Here is a 15,696-nt window from a genome sequence, read left to right as displayed (position 1 = left end):
TGCTTCTCTATCGCTGGCATCGCCCCCAAAAGCATCGATATCTAAGGTGGTAGAATTCTCACTCAGCTTAAGTGTGTCAGGCACCAGAAAGATGGTATTGGGTTTACCGGGAGTGGGTAGCCCGTAATAAAACCCTGAGTTGTTGTTTCTTGTGGTGGCCACATCTTGTGGAAAGCGACCATAACTATATTGTTCTCCCAACTCCACCTGAAACATATTCTCCAGCCTGTCTATATCGAATTCATAAGAAAATTTAAACTGCTGAGTCCAAAAATAAATAGTGCCTCCATAAAAATTTAAGGAGTCTAGCGCTGTACTTGAAGCATTAGGTGTATTACTAGACCCTAGTACATAATATCCCTCATCGTTGGTGGTCATAGGTATTTGAAAATTAAAAGGGCCAGATTTTTCTAAGATATCGACCAGCACATTCTTAAAAGTCACATTTCCTAAACCACCATCGTAGAGCTCAATGAATTCTATCTCCTCAGAATCATCTTCCTTGTATTTCACCTCATTGACCCTTACAGGACTCAATGGATAACGGAGTTTTTCCCATCTTTTGTTAATAGCAGTTACAAGGCCGGCAGAAGCCAGGTTGAGCTTAAACCCGAGTATAATGGTGTTGATATTGCCAATAGTAGAGTTCGAAGCTTTTAAGTTGTTGAATTTTATAGAACTCATAGTATAACCTAGACTATCAAGTGCTACATCATCAGCTCCGGCAGTAATATTCACCGTACCTGAAATGTCAACTGCTTTTTCAAAGGCATCGGTATCCGTATTCAGCACATAAACACTCAGCTTTAGTTCGCTTTCATATACCAGATTTTCGTTACCCGTGTAGTAGCTAATGTTTGGACTAAGGCTGTCTAACTCTGCCACCAATTTTACCGGATTTCCGTGCGGGTAGTACTGGCCCAAGTTGGGAATTAAGACAGAAAGAGAAAGGGTATTCAGTCTAAAGGGGCTAACGCTTGGTACATCGTCATCTTCAAGAATTAAGTTAAGTGTTCCGCTGGTTTCGTCTTCCGTAAGGTTTGTAGTATGGGTTGGTATCTGTGTTGGGTCAAAATCCAGAAGTCGGTGACCGGCCAAATCGGCTATGTTATGATCCTGGCTAATTCCTAGTCGGATTACCTGATCGGCTTTATTGTATAGCGAGCCAATGACTGTAACTTTTACCAAAACCTCAGTTTCGTTCACTTTTTCGGCCTGAGTAACAATTCCCTCTGCAAAACCTTCAATTAGATCTACCTGAAAATCGTCTAGCGTAATGTTTTGAACGGCTTCGGAGAACATTACCTTGTAGGTAATCTCCTGGGCATCTTTAGCCGGGCTATCTTCCAGGGTTACAGCGGTAACCTCCGGGGCCGTGAGATCATACTTAATGCTAAATTCACTGGCGGCTTTATTCGAAAAATTCGACTGGTTTACGGCCGAAGCTTCAGGCACATTTACTGTAATATCTCCTTCGGCAATGGGTGTAAGGTTAGCTGTAAAAGTGACATTGTCTTGGGTGGCGAAATCGGAAACACTCGCATTTACAACGACTAAGTCTGAAGCCTCAAAACCCGTTACTTCTTCCGAAAATTGAATTTGAATGGGTATGGTTGCCTCTTGGGTGCTGGGCGAAAGGCTGCTTGTAATTTCTACTGTTACATCTGGTGCCACAAAGCCAATTATCGGAAACGAGTAATAACTCTTATCATCCGTATTGATGGTGAGCGTAGCTTCTTGTCTCGGTTCTGAACTAGTAGGGGTAAAGGATACAGTAAACAAGGACTGTGCTCCTACTGCCACATCGGTTGCCGGTTGTTGTGTTACAGAGAAGCTAGAGGCATCATCTCCGCTAAAGACAACTTCTATAGACTCATAGTCCAAAATAGAGTCAGTAAGGTTTTTCAGGTAGAAATTGGACGAAATGGTCTCGTCTACCACAGTGGTACCCATATACTTTTTATATACCTGCGGGGTAGCAATTTCAAGAGTCCTTCCTTCGAGATAGTCCGTAACTCCTCCCGGGTTGTGAAAAGAAATATTAGCAAAATGAGCCGTAGGAAAAGGTCCATTGATCTGATCCATGGTAAAGAGAAAATTGGGAAGGTATTTAAGCAGCCCTGTTTGCTCATAGGATTGCTCGTGTTCTAGCCCAAACACTTCATAGAAATTAGCCGAATACAGATTCATGGAATATACCTCTCCGGAGGCCACCACATCAAAATCGGCATCGACCGTCATAGTGGGCGAATGAGATAGATTATCTATATTTTCTCCCCAGGTTAGGCCAAGACCAAAGTACCCTGGGTATTGAGGCGTTGGGAATTCTGCGGCAAGGGTAAAGTACGTTCTTTTGCGTTTTTTGGAAATACCATCGGCTGTGACATCGTCTAAAAGTGTGCTGTCTACCCTTACATGATACTCTATTTCATCCATGGCTGACTGGAACTGCTCATCGGTATAATCAAAAGGCACCTGACTGGATTCGTTATTGGTACTCCGACTCGAAAATCTGGTAGTGGGCAGAGGACTGGGAAGTGGTGTGGCAACAGACCACTCAAAATACCCCCGTTCTATTCTCAGGTTTTCTTCATCGCCCAGGGCCTTTATTCTTATCTGATGAATGAGACTATCCGGAACAGTTTCTTCATCTACCACCATATAAGGCATAGATCTTATTACTTCAGGAAAGTCTAAAGTGAATATAGGTCCGTTAGTTCCTTGACCGGTTGGAGTAACCACGGTCATTTGACCGGAAACATCTCCACAAGACTGACTGACAAAGCAGGTAATAAAGTTTGGATTATTGAATTTACCGGGAACCGGCACACAGTCGCAGCCACCAATAGTCACACTTATAGGATTGGCTAAAAACACTCCAAAAGCCTGCACTTCTATTCCACCCTCTACCTCCATAACATAGGAGTTACTAATGATAATCGGGTTTTGGGCAACCAGCTCTTTACTGATTGAACATATAAACAGAATTAGGAGCGCCAGCCTTAACTTGCAATACACCGCTTTCATAGAGATACCTTTTTTTGTAACACAAAGCTACTTTCGGGCAACCTGCACGCTTTATATACAAGGGGTAAAATCCGGCCAACCAGAGGACAAAATTCGGCCAAAACCTTCCTTTAATTCATAGAATCCAGTTTTATATGTGAATTATGTATCGCATCTTAGCCTAAGATTTACCGACCAACTCAACTAGACCTGAATACCTTAAGAATCCATATTTTCAGACACCTCATTGGCCTGACCGTGTTGCTATTGGTTTGCAAGATTTCCTTGGGACAAAACCAAGGCTATCGGTTTAGCCAACGCTCCATTGGCGTGGAAGAGGGGCTGAGCAGCCGCAACACCAACTCCTTTTTCATGGATTCGCAAGGCATAATGTGGATGACCGGAGGCTTGGGCTTAGATCGATATGACGGACATCGCTTTGAACATTACGATGTCAACTCTGGTCAACTCCAGTCTAATAGTTTTGTATCTATTTCTGAAGGCCCCGATGGAAAGATATGGCTGGGAGAGCTGGGAGAAACTTACAACATACAACTGTTCGACCCCATTCTTAAAAAAAGCAGCTGGTGGTGGGAAGAGATAGACACCACCGCTCTGAAAGGTGAGCCCGTGCAACTGGTTATTGGCGATATGGCCGAACCTGCCATTTGGCTGGTTACAGCTCATCGGGTGCTCAGGTATGGGCAGAGCAAACTACTTGAAGAGGTTCATTTTAGCACAATACCCATACGGGAATCGATGCCCGCAACCGAAGGGCTATGGATTTATACTGGCGAAAACTTAAAGCTAATAGGTGCCAAAGGCCGGGTAAAAAGAGATTTCAATCTGCCTCCGAATGAGCTATTTATACTGGAGGGAGTTGATAGCCAAAGCAATATCTATTACCGACAAAAAGTAAGCTTTGATGACCTGGACAGATCCAGAAAATTTCGCAATAACAAACCGTGGAATTTGGGGGGAAATAGGCCGTGGAACCGATATGTATTCTTATCCATAAACCCCTACAAAGACCATATACTCACCTCCGATCATGTGACCGGTGACATGGTGGTTTTTAATACCGATTTGAAAGAAATTGCCCGTTTTGTACCAGACCCTCACTTTTATAAATTTCCGCCACAATATTACTGGGATCGCCTGGGCAACGGATGGACACAATTCAACGAATTGGTACATGTCTTTGCTCTTGAGAAGTACCGATTTAAGAATCACTTAACCAACATTATTACTTACGGGGAATTGGGCGTAGGAGCTCGCGGAATTCATATCGAAAACGATACAACCATTTTTGTGAGTAGCCTGGGAGGCTCTTTTATCCTCAACCCAAAAACTGGCAACTACCGTAGGTTTTTGAGTAAACCGGGTAAACTGGACATTGCCGATTTACTAGGCCTCCGACAGTTGTCCATTTTAAAGAACTCTGAAGGCAAAATCCTTTTCTCAAATGAAGGGGGCAGAATCAACTATTTTGAACCCCGAACCAATGCCTACGGTACTATTTTTCCGCAGATTGACAGTGCCCAGCAAGACAAGCTTTATATGAATTGGGTTATGCACGAGCATAGCTCGGGCGACCTTTGGATCGGACAGAACGCAGGACTTTCTAAAGTAGAAAAAGGAGCCGGTACCTATTTGCCCTTCAATGACTATAACAACTTTATTGAGCTAAAGACATCAGCTGTTTACGATATTCACCAAACCAACGACACCACCCTGTGGATAGCCAGTGAAAAAGGGCTCTACCGTCTCCACCCGGCAAAGGGCATTGTAGAAAAAGCTCGCTTACAAAGTGTGCATTCAGGAGACCTGGCCGTGCTAGACATTAACTCGTTTGATGATACCGGATTATTGTACCTGGCTACCCAAAGCGGCCTAATGCGCTACCACACAACCCAAAAAACGGTGGATGCCAAATGGAACACCAGTAATGGGCTCTCAGACAACATCTGTTATGCCGTTTACAAAGACTCTCTCAATCGGTTGTGGGCTCCCACCAACAAAGGGATTAACCTGATCAACCCGGATGGTTCAGTGCAAATTTTTCAAACAGGCGATGGGCTCATTCACAATGAATTCAACAGAACTTCTCATGCTCAGGCTCCTGATGGCCGCTTGTTTTTTGGCAGTCTAAATGGAGTTACCGAAGTGAACCCTTCCGACTTTCCGCTGCATGAAAGCACACACTCCGGTGTTTTACTTACTAACCTGCGCATTCAAAAGGCAAGTGACGGAAGCTATGAAAGCTATCAACGAGACCTCTCCTCACTAGATGAAATTGTCCTACACCCTTCCGATTTGGGGCTGGAGTTACAGTTTAGCCTGCTAGACTACCTCGGCAATCAATTCAGGTCATTCTCTTATAAAATTGAGGGGCTGGATAATGACTGGACTTTCGTAGATAAACCCGAGGTCAGAATTAACCGCCTGCCTTATGGAAACTATCAGTTGCTACTGCGAGGGCAAGCACCCAATGGAGTTTTTACATCGCAAAAAGCCTTCAAGCTGCGGGTGCTAAAACCCATATACCTTCAATGGTGGTTTTTCCTTCTTCTCATAGGTCTGGTCGTAGTTTGCGTGTTGATACTGCAACGAATTCGCGAAAAAAAGCTGCTACAACGGCAAAAAGAGCTTGAAACCAAAATCAATGAAGCTACCCAGGAAATAAGAAAACAGGCCGAAGAACTAAAAAGCCTCGATCAGTTAAAGTCTAATTTCTTTGCCAATATTTCGCACGAATTAAAAACACCTTTGAGCCTGGTGCTGGCTCCTTTGGAAAAAACACTGAAAAACAATGAACTGGAGCAGGACCTGAAAAAAGATTTGGCCCTGGCCAGAAGAAATGCCGAATCGGTAAAGACACTTGTCAACGAAATATTAGATCTCACACGGCTAGAGAATGGTGTTGCACAACCGCGCTACTCTCGCGTAGATATTGAAGCTTTTCTAAAGGTACTGGTCGAAAATTTTCAGCCAAAAGCCCAGGCTAATGGAATAGAATTAAGTTTTGAGTCGCAGATAAACAATGAACCAACCTGGGTGGTAGACCGAAACATGACGGAGAAAATACTAAACAACATACTTTCCAATGCTCTAAGACATACACCTAGACAAGGACAAGTTGAACTTATAGCATACCACAAGTCGGGCGATTTAGTACTGGAAGTAAAAGATTCCGGAACCGGTATTAGCCAGGAAGACCTACCTTATATCTTCGACCGTTTTTTTCAGACCAAAGACCCCAATAAAAAGGCCGAAGGAGGAACAGGCATTGGGCTTGCCCTCAGCAACGAATTGGCTCAGGCCATGAATGGTGACCTTTCGGTAGAAAGTGAGCCGGGGGTAGGCAGTACTTTTACCCTTACGCTTCCTAAAGCCAGCATAGCAGCATCTATACCCACAAACACAGCCCCTGTCAGCGAACCAACTGACCACCCCTACTTACCTCACATTCGCTACACCGTGCTTTTAGTGGACGATAACGAGGATATCCGTTCTTTTGTAAGCAGCAACTTACAAGATCAGTTTGAGGTGATTGCGGCAAACAATGGCCATGAGGCGCTCTCTCTTTTACAAAAAGAAACGCATGAGATACACCTCATAATTTCTGACATGATGATGCCGGAAATGGATGGTCTTGAGCTTCTCGAGAGATTAAAAGCAGAAGATAAAACCAAAAATATACCGGTTATTTTTCTTACGGCCCGAACTGCAGAAAGAGATAAAATTGAGGCTTTTAGAATTGGTGTAGATGATTACCTGACCAAACCCTTCTCGCTCGATGAACTTAGGGCAAGAATAAAAAACCAACTCAAAGCTGCCTACCAAAAAAAGATGGCGGAAAAAGGAGAAGAAGAAATTCAGGATTTACAGTTAGACCTATCTGACAACGATGTCTGGTTAAGGCAGTTGCGCCAACTCACCGAACAGCACATTAACACCGTGAACTTTAGCATTGGTATGTTGGCCGAAAAAATGGGTATGAGCGAGCGAACTCTCTTCCGAAGAATTAAGAAACTCACAGGGTATTCACCCAACGTATACCTGAAAGAAATACGCCTTCAAATGGCCAGAAGAATGCTGGAAGAAGGCAAGTGCAAGAGTATAGCTTCAGTGGCGCAGGAAATTGGCTTCACCTCTTTTAAATATTTCTCTAAACTCTTCAAGGAGAGGTTTGGCAAACTTCCCAGCGAGTACCTCTGAGTCCATATTCATAAAAGTCCCGCTACTTAGGTTAGAAACAAAAGAACCTGCCCCAGCGGGCAGGTTCTGTACAGGTATTAGCCTGTTATTGAGTTTCTAACCTTAGACTAGATATCTAAGCGATAGTAGCGCGTATTGCCATATTCAGTTAGATAATCACTGGCATTTAGAAGCTTTCTCAAATGCTTGTTCTTATACTGTCGAAGCTTGGTAATTGGAGCTTCTAAAAGCAATACATCGTGCGCATCATAAATCTTAATTATTCGCATGGGTTCTACCTCTTCCATGGTACCATCTTCAAGAAAAATCAGGTTGGGCTCATAGGCCTCCACATTTAACTCTTTCTTTATGATACCTATTAATTCGTGGGCTTCTTCCCTTGTCAATTTCGCCTCTTCTCTAGTATGAGCGAAAACCGTAGCGCCTATCGCAACCATGATGCCGATCACTAAGATCAGTCTTCTTTTCATGGTGTTCCAGTTGTTTAATACTATTGAGTTCATGACCTTTTGTTGTTTTTATTTCGAGTTTCCGACTATTCGGAAGGTGCCGACCAAAGCACCGTGCCAGTTCTTATCCAAGCCTTGTGCCACAAAACACACACACCTGTAAATCAATCACTTACCATTTTTATTAACAGTCATTAACCTCAAAGTTTGTACACTTGCGAACACTTGTGTTGCGAGAACAATACACTGTAACATTTTGTAAATCAGGTCGTCCGCAAATAAAAAACCCCAGCCATCTGCCGGGGTCATTTCTCCAATTAAGTAAGATTGCACTTTTACTTAATGATGATTGTATGATAAAAGCTTCTGCCGTCTGCAGTAAACTGAATATTATATTTGCCTGAAGACAGTTTCGAAACATCATAGCGTTTCATCCCTCCTTCTGAACCATCCAGGTGATGCTTATATACCAGGTCGTTAAACTGATCGGTCATTTTCATCTCAAACCCATTCTTATTCTCTCCCAGAAAGACCTTCAATTCATTATGGGTAAGTCTTACCACCGGTTTCACATACACTTTTTCCTCATTTCGCTTTAGGGTGGCACTTTCTTCTGTTACTTCAATAGGAAGCACCTCCAATGACGACTCATTTTCTACTTCCAAAAGCAATTCTCCTTTTTGCAGGTGCTTTAGGTCGAACACTTTGGAATAGCTTTCTCCGGTCACCCGATCGCTAAAAAGCAAATCGCCCGATCTGTTCCATATAGAAACCTTGGTTCCTTCGGTTACATTTTTCATTTGAAGAACCACCGATTTTGAAGCTTCTCGCTTAATGTAAATTTCTCTTTCAGTTTTGCTGGCCTGAGCCATGAATCCGCTGGTTAGCAATACTATGCCGGCCACGATTTTTGTGAATTGATTTTTCATTGTTGTTGCTTTTTGAGTTTTGATTTTTCTTCATAAGTCTTCGCCAGAAACATGATTCAGCGAATTCTTACTCAAATGAACGCGGAACAGAAAGTGGGTTTGTCATGAAGGGGTAAACGAATGTCACGAATTGTCACAATTCGAAAAGGAGTTGTCAGAAAGTGCATTTTAGGACTAAACCTTCCAGTCCAATCTCAATTTTTCCATTGCTATAATGCCCGAAAGAGTCACCCCCGGAATACCCTGGCCGGGGTACACCGTATCTCCCACCTGATAGGCCTTATATCCATCAATCCGACAGTCGAGCATTTGCCAGGGTTTTATGTTCAGGTATTGAGGATAGCCTCCCACAAAACCCCATTGACGCCCCGTCCATTTTTGCCAGGACTTTGGCCCCGAACTATGATAAACCTTTAGGTTTTCAGGCTCAAAAAAATCGTGCTTTATCAATACCTTAATTATAGCTTTCTCTACAACTGAGTTATCAATCAGGCGATGTTGAGGATTGGGCAAATGGGTACTGACCGACATAACCCTTTCACCACTTACATCGGTTCGGTCGGTATCTTGCGGATGGTTAAGACTCACAAAAATAGAGGCAGACCCGGTTTCCGGCAGTGGTTCAGACAAATGAATCTGATGATGAATACTATCGAAATGCCGGTGAGGAACAAACCCGATACCCATTTGGAAAGCACCGTTGAGCTGCTCGGACACCATGGTGGCCTTAGTTTTCAAAGCGGTTGAACCACGCGAGAATAGCTTTTGCGTATTGTTAACGGGAATGCCGGAAATTAAATACTCGGTCTCATATGCTTCCTTATTTGTTTGCACCCGGTAGCCCGAAGCCGTACGACTGACACTCTCTACCTTTTCCCGATAGACAATTTGTCCTCCATGGTCTTCCACATACTTTACCAAAGGAAGCACCAGGTTCAACAGGCCACCATCAACATAATAGTTAGAATAGTTGGTATAGCAGAGCGCAGCCGCCCCAAAGAGAAAGTTTACCTGCTCCATATGGTTTTGAGCTGTGATGAGTAGTTGCTCATTCACAAAATCTACAAATGGCTTATTTTCCAGTAAACTATGTTTCTTCAGAACGGCTTCTACCGAAAGAAAGGCATAGGGCAAATGGGCTAACTGGCTAAAAGAAAAATGTTTTAAGGAAGCCAATACATCAATAAAGCGTGTGGGTGGAAAAGAAAGCTGCCTGAGCGAATTTTGCCAAACAAATTGGCTCACCTTGAAGCATTCTGTCCAAAAGGCTCGTTGACCACTTTTACCAAAAACTCGCTCAGCCTCTGTTATCCACTCCTCTAAAGCCTCATAGCGGTTCACGCGTATTCCCCCATTTAGCCAAACTTGCATGGGTAAACCCAATTTTCTTAGGGGTAGCTCAATACCTGTTTTGTCTATGACATATTGCAAAGGCATGCCCTCTCCCAGTCCTACCAGGGTGGTAGCCCCGGTTTCAAAAACGTATCCTTTACGCCAATATGAAGATGTGCAGCCACCTGGTTGCCAATTTTGTTCGATAATCCGAACTTTTAATCCTTTATTTGCAAGTAAGGCAGCGGAGGTTAAGGCCCCCATGCCCGAACCGACTACCAGTACATCTGTTGTGTTCAATGTCAGAAGCTTAAGCTTTGTTGAATTTATTTTTCAAATCCTTGAACAATAATGTAGCACCTAATGTTGGGTAGTCGATAAAGAAAAGTAGTAAGCAAACTTCTTACTCAGTATAATTAATCATTAATGAAAGTAGCGGTTTTTAGAAAGGAGCATTTCAATGCTGCCCACCGATTGCACAACCCCGAATGGTCTAAAGAGCAAAATCAGGAAATCTTTGGCAAGTGCAACAATGAGTACTATCACGGTCACAACTATGAGTTGATTGTGAAAGTAACTGGCGAGCCCAACCCCGAAACGGGCTATGTGTACGACATGAAAGTACTAAGCGACCTGATTAAAGAAAATGTGCTCGAACGCTTCGACCATAAAAATCTTAATCTGGATGTAGAGGAATTTAAACACCTAAACCCTACTGCCGAAAACATTGCAGTAGTCATTTACAACATTCTTAGAACCAAAATTGAGCCTTCGCTCGATTTGAAAATAACCCTATATGAGACAGAACGCAACTTCGTTGAATACCCAGCTTAACGGACTCACCATTGAGGAAATTGGAGATGAGCACATTGGCACTTCTTACGATACGCCACTCAAGGCCGATGCCTTTGATATGGATGATGAACTGAAGATGAATCTCATTGAAGACAAGTTCAGGGAGATTATGGAAATAATGGGGCTCGACCTTACGGACGACAGCCTTTCCGGCACACCGCGCAGGGTGGCCAAAATGTACATCAAAGAAATATTTAGTGGATTAAATCCTGCAAACAAGCCCAAAGTCGCCTTGTTTGATAATAAATATAAGTATGATGAGATGCTGGTAGAAAAGGATATTACCTTTTACTCCAACTGTGAACATCACTTTGTGCCTATTATTGGTAAGGCCCATGTAGCCTACATTTCCAACGGTCAGGTCATCGGCCTGAGCAAAATCAACCGAATTGTAGATTACTATGCCAAAAGACCACAGGTTCAGGAGCGACTTACCGTTCAAATTGCCAACGAACTCAAAGAAATCTTGGGTACTGAAGACGTTGCCGTTGTAATTGATGCCGAGCACCTTTGTGTTTCTTCCAGGGGGGTTAAAGATGTAAACAGCAGCACGGTTACGGCTCAGTTTCACGGTAGATTCAAAGAAGAAAGTACCCGCAACGAGTTTCTCGGATACATTCATCACAAAAAATAGGCATGACAGGAAAGACCGTTCTCATTGTGGGGGCCAGTTCGGGCATTGGCAAAAGCTTAGCTCAACTGTTAATAAAACAAGGAGTCAGCGTAATTTCAGCTTCCCGAAATAACCCTGAGTTGGAAGATGTAAAGCACTATACTCTGGATGTAACCGCAGCTGAACCTGACTTTTCCTTCTTGCCAGAAACTCTGGACGGCTTGGTCTATTGCCCTGGCTCCATTAACCTCAGGCCATTTCAGAGACTAACCATTGCCGACTTTCAAAAGGACATGGAAGTAAACTTTCTTGGGGCAGTAAAAACGCTTCAAGCCGCTTTTAAAAGCCTAAAGAAATCAGAATCTGCATCGGTAGTACTCTTTAGCACCGTGGCTTCTAAGTTGGGCATGAATCTTCACTCGTCTATTGCATCGGCCAAAGCCGCGGTAGAAGGTTTAGGCAAATCGTTGGCTGCGGAGTGGAGTTCGCAACACATTAGAGTGAATGTATTGGCTCCCTCTTTAACCGATACTCCTTTGGCCGAACGGCTGCTTGCAACAGATGACAAAAAAGAAGCTTCCAATAAAAGACACCCCATAGGCCGTTATGGAACCACCCAAGATTTGGCCGAAATGGCTTCGTTTCTACTAAGTCCTAAAAGCAGCTGGACCACCGGGCAAGTGATAGGAATAGATGGTGGCGTTGGTAGTCTCAAACCTTAAACTATGCTGCGGAGACTCATAACACTCAAACAACATAAAACCTTCACCCCACTTGTAAGCACTTCCCCAAACCGGTAATAAATCACTCAATATCAATAGGTTGAACTCAACCCTGGCGACACAGGGCAATTCACTTTATTCTTCTTTCGTTTTCTGACCTCATCTGCTATCTTTGCACGTCTTAAAAACTAAGGACCTAATTATGTCTTATCTTATTTATGCAGTGCCCGTTCTGGGCTTGATCGGATTATTGGTGATGATCGCCAAAGCGAGATGGGTAAACCAACAAGATGCCGGTGACCAAAAAATGCAAGACCTGGCTCAACACATTAGAGAGGGAGCTCTTGCATTTCTTAGCGCTGAATACAGAGTATTGGCCATTTTTGTTGTTATAGCCGGAGTACTTCTGGGTGTCATTTCGCAGGTAGTAGAAACTACCCACTGGTTCATTGTGGTGGCCTTTGTTATTGGTGCCTTTTTCTCAGGATGGGCCGGCAACATTGGTATGCGCATTGCCACAGCAGCCAACGTTAGAACCACACAAGCAGCCAGAACAAGCTTATCGAAAGCATTAAAGGTATCGTTTACCGGTGGTACCGTAATGGGACTTGGCGTTGCCGGACTGGCAGTGTTTGGTCTTAGTATTCTTTTCATCCTTCTTTTCCAGTATTTCATGGGTGGTGAGTGGACCAACACTCAAGACATGACTGTGGTGCTAGAAGCTCTTGCCGGTTTCTCATTAGGTGCTGAGTCAATTGCCCTTTTTGCCCGTGTAGGTGGTGGTATTTACACCAAAGCAGCCGATGTTGGAGCTGACCTTGTAGGTAAAGTGGAAGCAGGTATTCCTGAAGACGATCCAAGAAACCCTGCTACTATTGCTGACAACGTAGGTGATAACGTAGGTGATGTAGCCGGTATGGGTGCCGACCTTTTCGGTTCTTATGTGGCTACCGTGTTGGCCTCTATGGTTCTCGGTAACTATGTAATTCGAGATATGGGGGGGGCAATCGATGATGCTTTTGGTGGAATTGGTCCAATCCTTCTTCCATTAGTGATTGCAGGAGCCGGTATCATCTTCTCAATATTGGGAACACTGGTAATCAAAATCTCTAACGAAAACGCTAAAGAAGCCGAAGTTCAGGCTGCTCTTAATAAAGGTAACTGGGGATCTATTGTTCTAACAGCCATTGCCTGTTGGTTCCTGATAGACCTGTTGCTCCCTGCCACCATGCAAATGTCTTTGTTTGGCGAAGGCATTGTAGAAATTACTTCTACCCGGGTATTTGGAGCCGTTGTAGTGGGCCTCATTGTAGGTGGTCTTATCTCTTATATGACAGAGTTTTATACAGGTTTGGGCAAAAAGCCCGTAATGTCAATCATTCAAAACTCATCTACCGGAGCGGCTACAAACATTATTGCAGGTCTGGCTACCGGAATGAAATCTACCTTTGCCCCTATTCTCCTGTTTGCAGGAGCCATTTGGGGAGCCTACGAATTGGCAGGTTTCTACGGTGTAGGTATTGCTGCTTCGGCCATGATGGCTACTACAGCCATGCAATTGGCTATCGATGCCTTCGGTCCTATTGCCGATAATGCAGGTGGTATTGCCGAAATGAGCGAGCTACCGGATGAAGTAAGAACTAAAACAGATATTCTCGATTCTGTAGGAAATACTACCGCTGCTATTGGTAAAGGATTTGCTATTGCTTCGGCTGCTTTGACAGCACTTGCCTTATTTGCGGCTTATGTAACCTTCACAGGAATTGATGGAATTAACATCTTCAAAGCCGATGTACTGGCTGCCCTGTTTATTGGTGGTATGGTTCCAGTAATTTTCTCTGCTTTGGCTATGCAGTCAGTAGGTAAAGCCGCCATGGAAATGGTGAAAGAGGTAAGAAGACAGTTCAAGGAAATTCCTGGTATTATGGAAGGTACTGGCAAACCTGAGTATGGTAAATGTGTTGAAATTTCTACCAAGGCAGCCATTAAAGAAATGATGTTGCCAGGAGCTATCACCATCCTGTTCCCAATTGCCATTGGCTTTATTATGGGCCCTGAAGCACTTGGTTCATACATGGCCGGTGTGGCTGTTTCCGGTGTGCTTTGGGCCATATTCCAAAACAACGCAGGTGGGGCCTGGGACAACGCCAAGAAATCGTTCGAAGCCGGTGTTGAAATTGATGGTGAAATGACCTACAAAGGTTCTGATGCTCATAAAGCAGCTGTAACTGGCGATACCGTAGGTGATCCATTCAAAGATACCTCAGGACCTTCAATGAACATTCTTATTAAACTTACCTGTTTGGTAGGTTTGGTTATTGCGCCAATCTTGGGTGAAATGTATGGTACGGGAGAACACAGTACCGATGCCCATGTAGAAATTGATCCTGTTGAGATTCACATCGATGATGTTGAAGATATTGTTACAGAAGTAGAATAACATTGAAGTGCCGCAAGGCATAAAAGCTACAAAAGCCTGCAAGTGAACACTTGCAGGCTTTTGTTTTTATTGGCCAAAACTGCTTTTTAGTTAAAAAACAGATATTTCCTCTACTGAGCCTGCCTTGTTTGTTCATGCCGGATACAGTCAAATCAGACTCCATAAATTGCCAAAATATCAGCCTCAGAGACCATATATAGCAGGGCTATTCCTGTTCTTCACATACAATTATTTGCAAAAAATCTAACCATTTGATAGAAAACACCGTCCCATAGCATAAGGGCTTTAATTATATTGCGTTGTATACTTTACAGGTCAACCATTAAACGCGGCTATTTTTTTGCCACCTCTGACTATAGCTGAATTTTTTTTCAGTTTTTCTTTATTCAAAAACTCAACAAAACAACAACTATGAAAAAGCATAGGTCAGCAGCTATTTTCCATTCAAAAACACATTGTCATTCTGTCTCTATTATATCATTCTACTTGATGTAATAGGGCATGGACAAGCTTATACTTAGAATTAAAAAAGGTGACGAAAGGGCCTTCGAATCTTTCGTTGACCTAAACCTGAACAAGGTTTTCAATTTTTGCTATTCACTGTTGGAGTCGGTAGAAGACAGTGAAGAAGTGTGTCAAGACGTTTTCCTCAAGTTCTGGGCAATACGCAAGCAAATCAATCTTGACTCATCGCCCTATGCTTTGCTCTTCCGAATCGCCAAAAATCTAGCGCTCAACCGAATAAGAGATAATCAAAAACATATGGGAAGCCTGGAAATCAATGAGTCGATGGTTAGCCTCAACACCACCATGGAAACCATAATCTTAAAAGACATGGAAGACATCATAAGAAAAGCTATAAACACCCTTCCGCCCAAAAGGCGTACCGTGTTTATGCTGAGCAGATATGAAGGGCTCTCTAATAAAGAGATTGCTGCAAAACTCAACATTTCTGTAAATACAGTAGAAAGCCAGATGAGTAAAGCCATAAAAACCATACATGCCTATGCAAATACGGTTTCTGTTTAATTCTTAGGGTTACTTACTTATGCCGCAAGAAGTGCATTTCTGAACCTTGCCTCCACTTGTGTCTTCATAAATGGTTGTTAAAAGACGCTGTGAGGACACA

General features: G+C 43.3%; 10 protein-coding genes. 6 read left to right on the top strand and 4 right to left on the bottom strand.

The annotated features are described in order from the left end of the window. On the bottom strand, positions 1 to 3,027 hold a 3,027-nt coding region (locus B3O12_RS17805; RefSeq protein ID WP_286757287.1), incomplete at its 3' end, for an Ig-like domain-containing protein. Positions 3,028 to 3,291: 264 nt separating this feature from the next. Between B3O12_RS17805 and B3O12_RS17800 the strand changes: the two genes are divergently transcribed. Continuing rightward, positions 3,292 to 7,227, top strand: coding sequence for a response regulator (locus B3O12_RS17800; RefSeq protein ID WP_286757286.1), 3,936 nt, complete (start codon positions 3,292 to 3,294; stop codon positions 7,225 to 7,227). Positions 7,228 to 7,334: 107 nt separating this feature from the next. Here B3O12_RS17800 and B3O12_RS17795 read toward each other — a convergent pair whose 3' ends face one another. The 3 genes from B3O12_RS17795 to B3O12_RS17785 form a co-directional block, all read right to left on the bottom strand. Beyond that, complete coding sequence (locus tag B3O12_RS17795; protein ID WP_189630794.1) at positions 7,335 to 7,730, bottom strand: hypothetical protein; 396 nt, start codon at positions 7,728 to 7,730, stop codon at positions 7,335 to 7,337. Between the two features lie 281 nt (positions 7,731 to 8,011). Continuing rightward, entirely contained in the window at positions 8,012 to 8,605 is a 594-nt protein-coding gene (locus tag B3O12_RS17790) for a hypothetical protein (protein WP_189630793.1), read from the bottom strand. 174 nt (positions 8,606 to 8,779) lie between these two features. After that, positions 8,780 to 10,237, bottom strand: coding sequence for a phytoene desaturase family protein (locus B3O12_RS17785; RefSeq protein WP_286757285.1), 1,458 nt, complete (start codon positions 10,235 to 10,237; stop codon positions 8,780 to 8,782). Positions 10,238 to 10,363: 126 nt separating this feature from the next. Between B3O12_RS17785 and B3O12_RS17780 the strand changes: the two genes are divergently transcribed. The 5 genes from B3O12_RS17780 to B3O12_RS17760 all read left to right on the top strand — a co-directional run bounded on the left by B3O12_RS17780 (position 10,364) and on the right by B3O12_RS17760 (position 15,596). Then, positions 10,364 to 10,771 (top strand): 6-pyruvoyl trahydropterin synthase family protein, encoded by a 408-nt coding sequence (locus tag B3O12_RS17780; protein WP_189630791.1) that lies wholly within the window; start codon positions 10,364 to 10,366, stop codon positions 10,769 to 10,771. Further along, positions 10,734 to 11,426, top strand: coding sequence for a GTP cyclohydrolase I FolE (folE, locus tag B3O12_RS17775; RefSeq protein WP_286743624.1), 693 nt, complete (start codon positions 10,734 to 10,736; stop codon positions 11,424 to 11,426). The genes B3O12_RS17780 and folE overlap by 38 nt, the downstream gene beginning before the upstream one ends. A 2-nt stretch (positions 11,427 to 11,428) precedes the next feature. Then, positions 11,429 to 12,127: an SDR family NAD(P)-dependent oxidoreductase gene (locus B3O12_RS17770; protein ID WP_286757283.1), complete on the top strand. Its 699-nt coding sequence runs from the start codon at positions 11,429 to 11,431 to the stop codon at positions 12,125 to 12,127. A 202-nt stretch (positions 12,128 to 12,329) separates the two neighbouring features. Continuing rightward, positions 12,330 to 14,567 carry a sodium-translocating pyrophosphatase gene (locus B3O12_RS17765; RefSeq protein ID WP_286757282.1) on the top strand — a complete coding sequence of 746 codons (2,238 nt, stop codon included), beginning with the start codon at positions 12,330 to 12,332 and terminating at the stop codon, positions 14,565 to 14,567. A 501-nt stretch (positions 14,568 to 15,068) separates the two neighbouring features. Continuing rightward, positions 15,069 to 15,596 carry an RNA polymerase sigma factor gene (locus B3O12_RS17760; RefSeq protein ID WP_189630789.1) on the top strand — a complete coding sequence of 176 codons (528 nt, stop codon included), beginning with the start codon at positions 15,069 to 15,071 and terminating at the stop codon, positions 15,594 to 15,596. The last annotated feature ends 100 nt before the right edge of the window (positions 15,597 to 15,696 follow it).

Origin of the sequence: Roseivirga sp. UBA838, assembly GCF_002296035.1 — a bacterium.
In the GTDB taxonomy this organism is placed as follows: domain Bacteria; phylum Bacteroidota; class Bacteroidia; order Cytophagales; family Cyclobacteriaceae; genus Roseivirga; species Roseivirga thermotolerans.
This window is presented reverse-complemented; position numbering and strand designations above follow the sequence as displayed.

Excerpts from the sequence above, each read along its gene's own strand:
- B3O12_RS17765 (WP_286757282.1), top strand. The coding sequence starts at position 12,330 with ATGTCTTATCTTATTTATGCAGTGCCCGTTCTGGGCTTGATCGGATTA.
- folE (WP_286743624.1), top strand. The coding sequence starts at position 10,734 with ATGAGACAGAACGCAACTTCGTTGAATACCCAGCTTAACGGACTCACC.
- B3O12_RS17770 (WP_286757283.1), top strand. The coding sequence starts at position 11,429 with ATGACAGGAAAGACCGTTCTCATTGTGGGGGCCAGTTCGGGCATTGGC.
- B3O12_RS17790 (WP_189630793.1), bottom strand. The coding sequence starts at position 8,605 with ATGAAAAATCAATTCACAAAAATCGTGGCCGGCATAGTATTGCTAACC.
- B3O12_RS17780 (WP_189630791.1), top strand. The coding sequence starts at position 10,364 with ATGAAAGTAGCGGTTTTTAGAAAGGAGCATTTCAATGCTGCCCACCGA.
- B3O12_RS17760 (WP_189630789.1), top strand. The coding sequence starts at position 15,069 with ATGGACAAGCTTATACTTAGAATTAAAAAAGGTGACGAAAGGGCCTTC.
- B3O12_RS17795 (WP_189630794.1), bottom strand. The coding sequence starts at position 7,730 with ATGAACTCAATAGTATTAAACAACTGGAACACCATGAAAAGAAGACTG.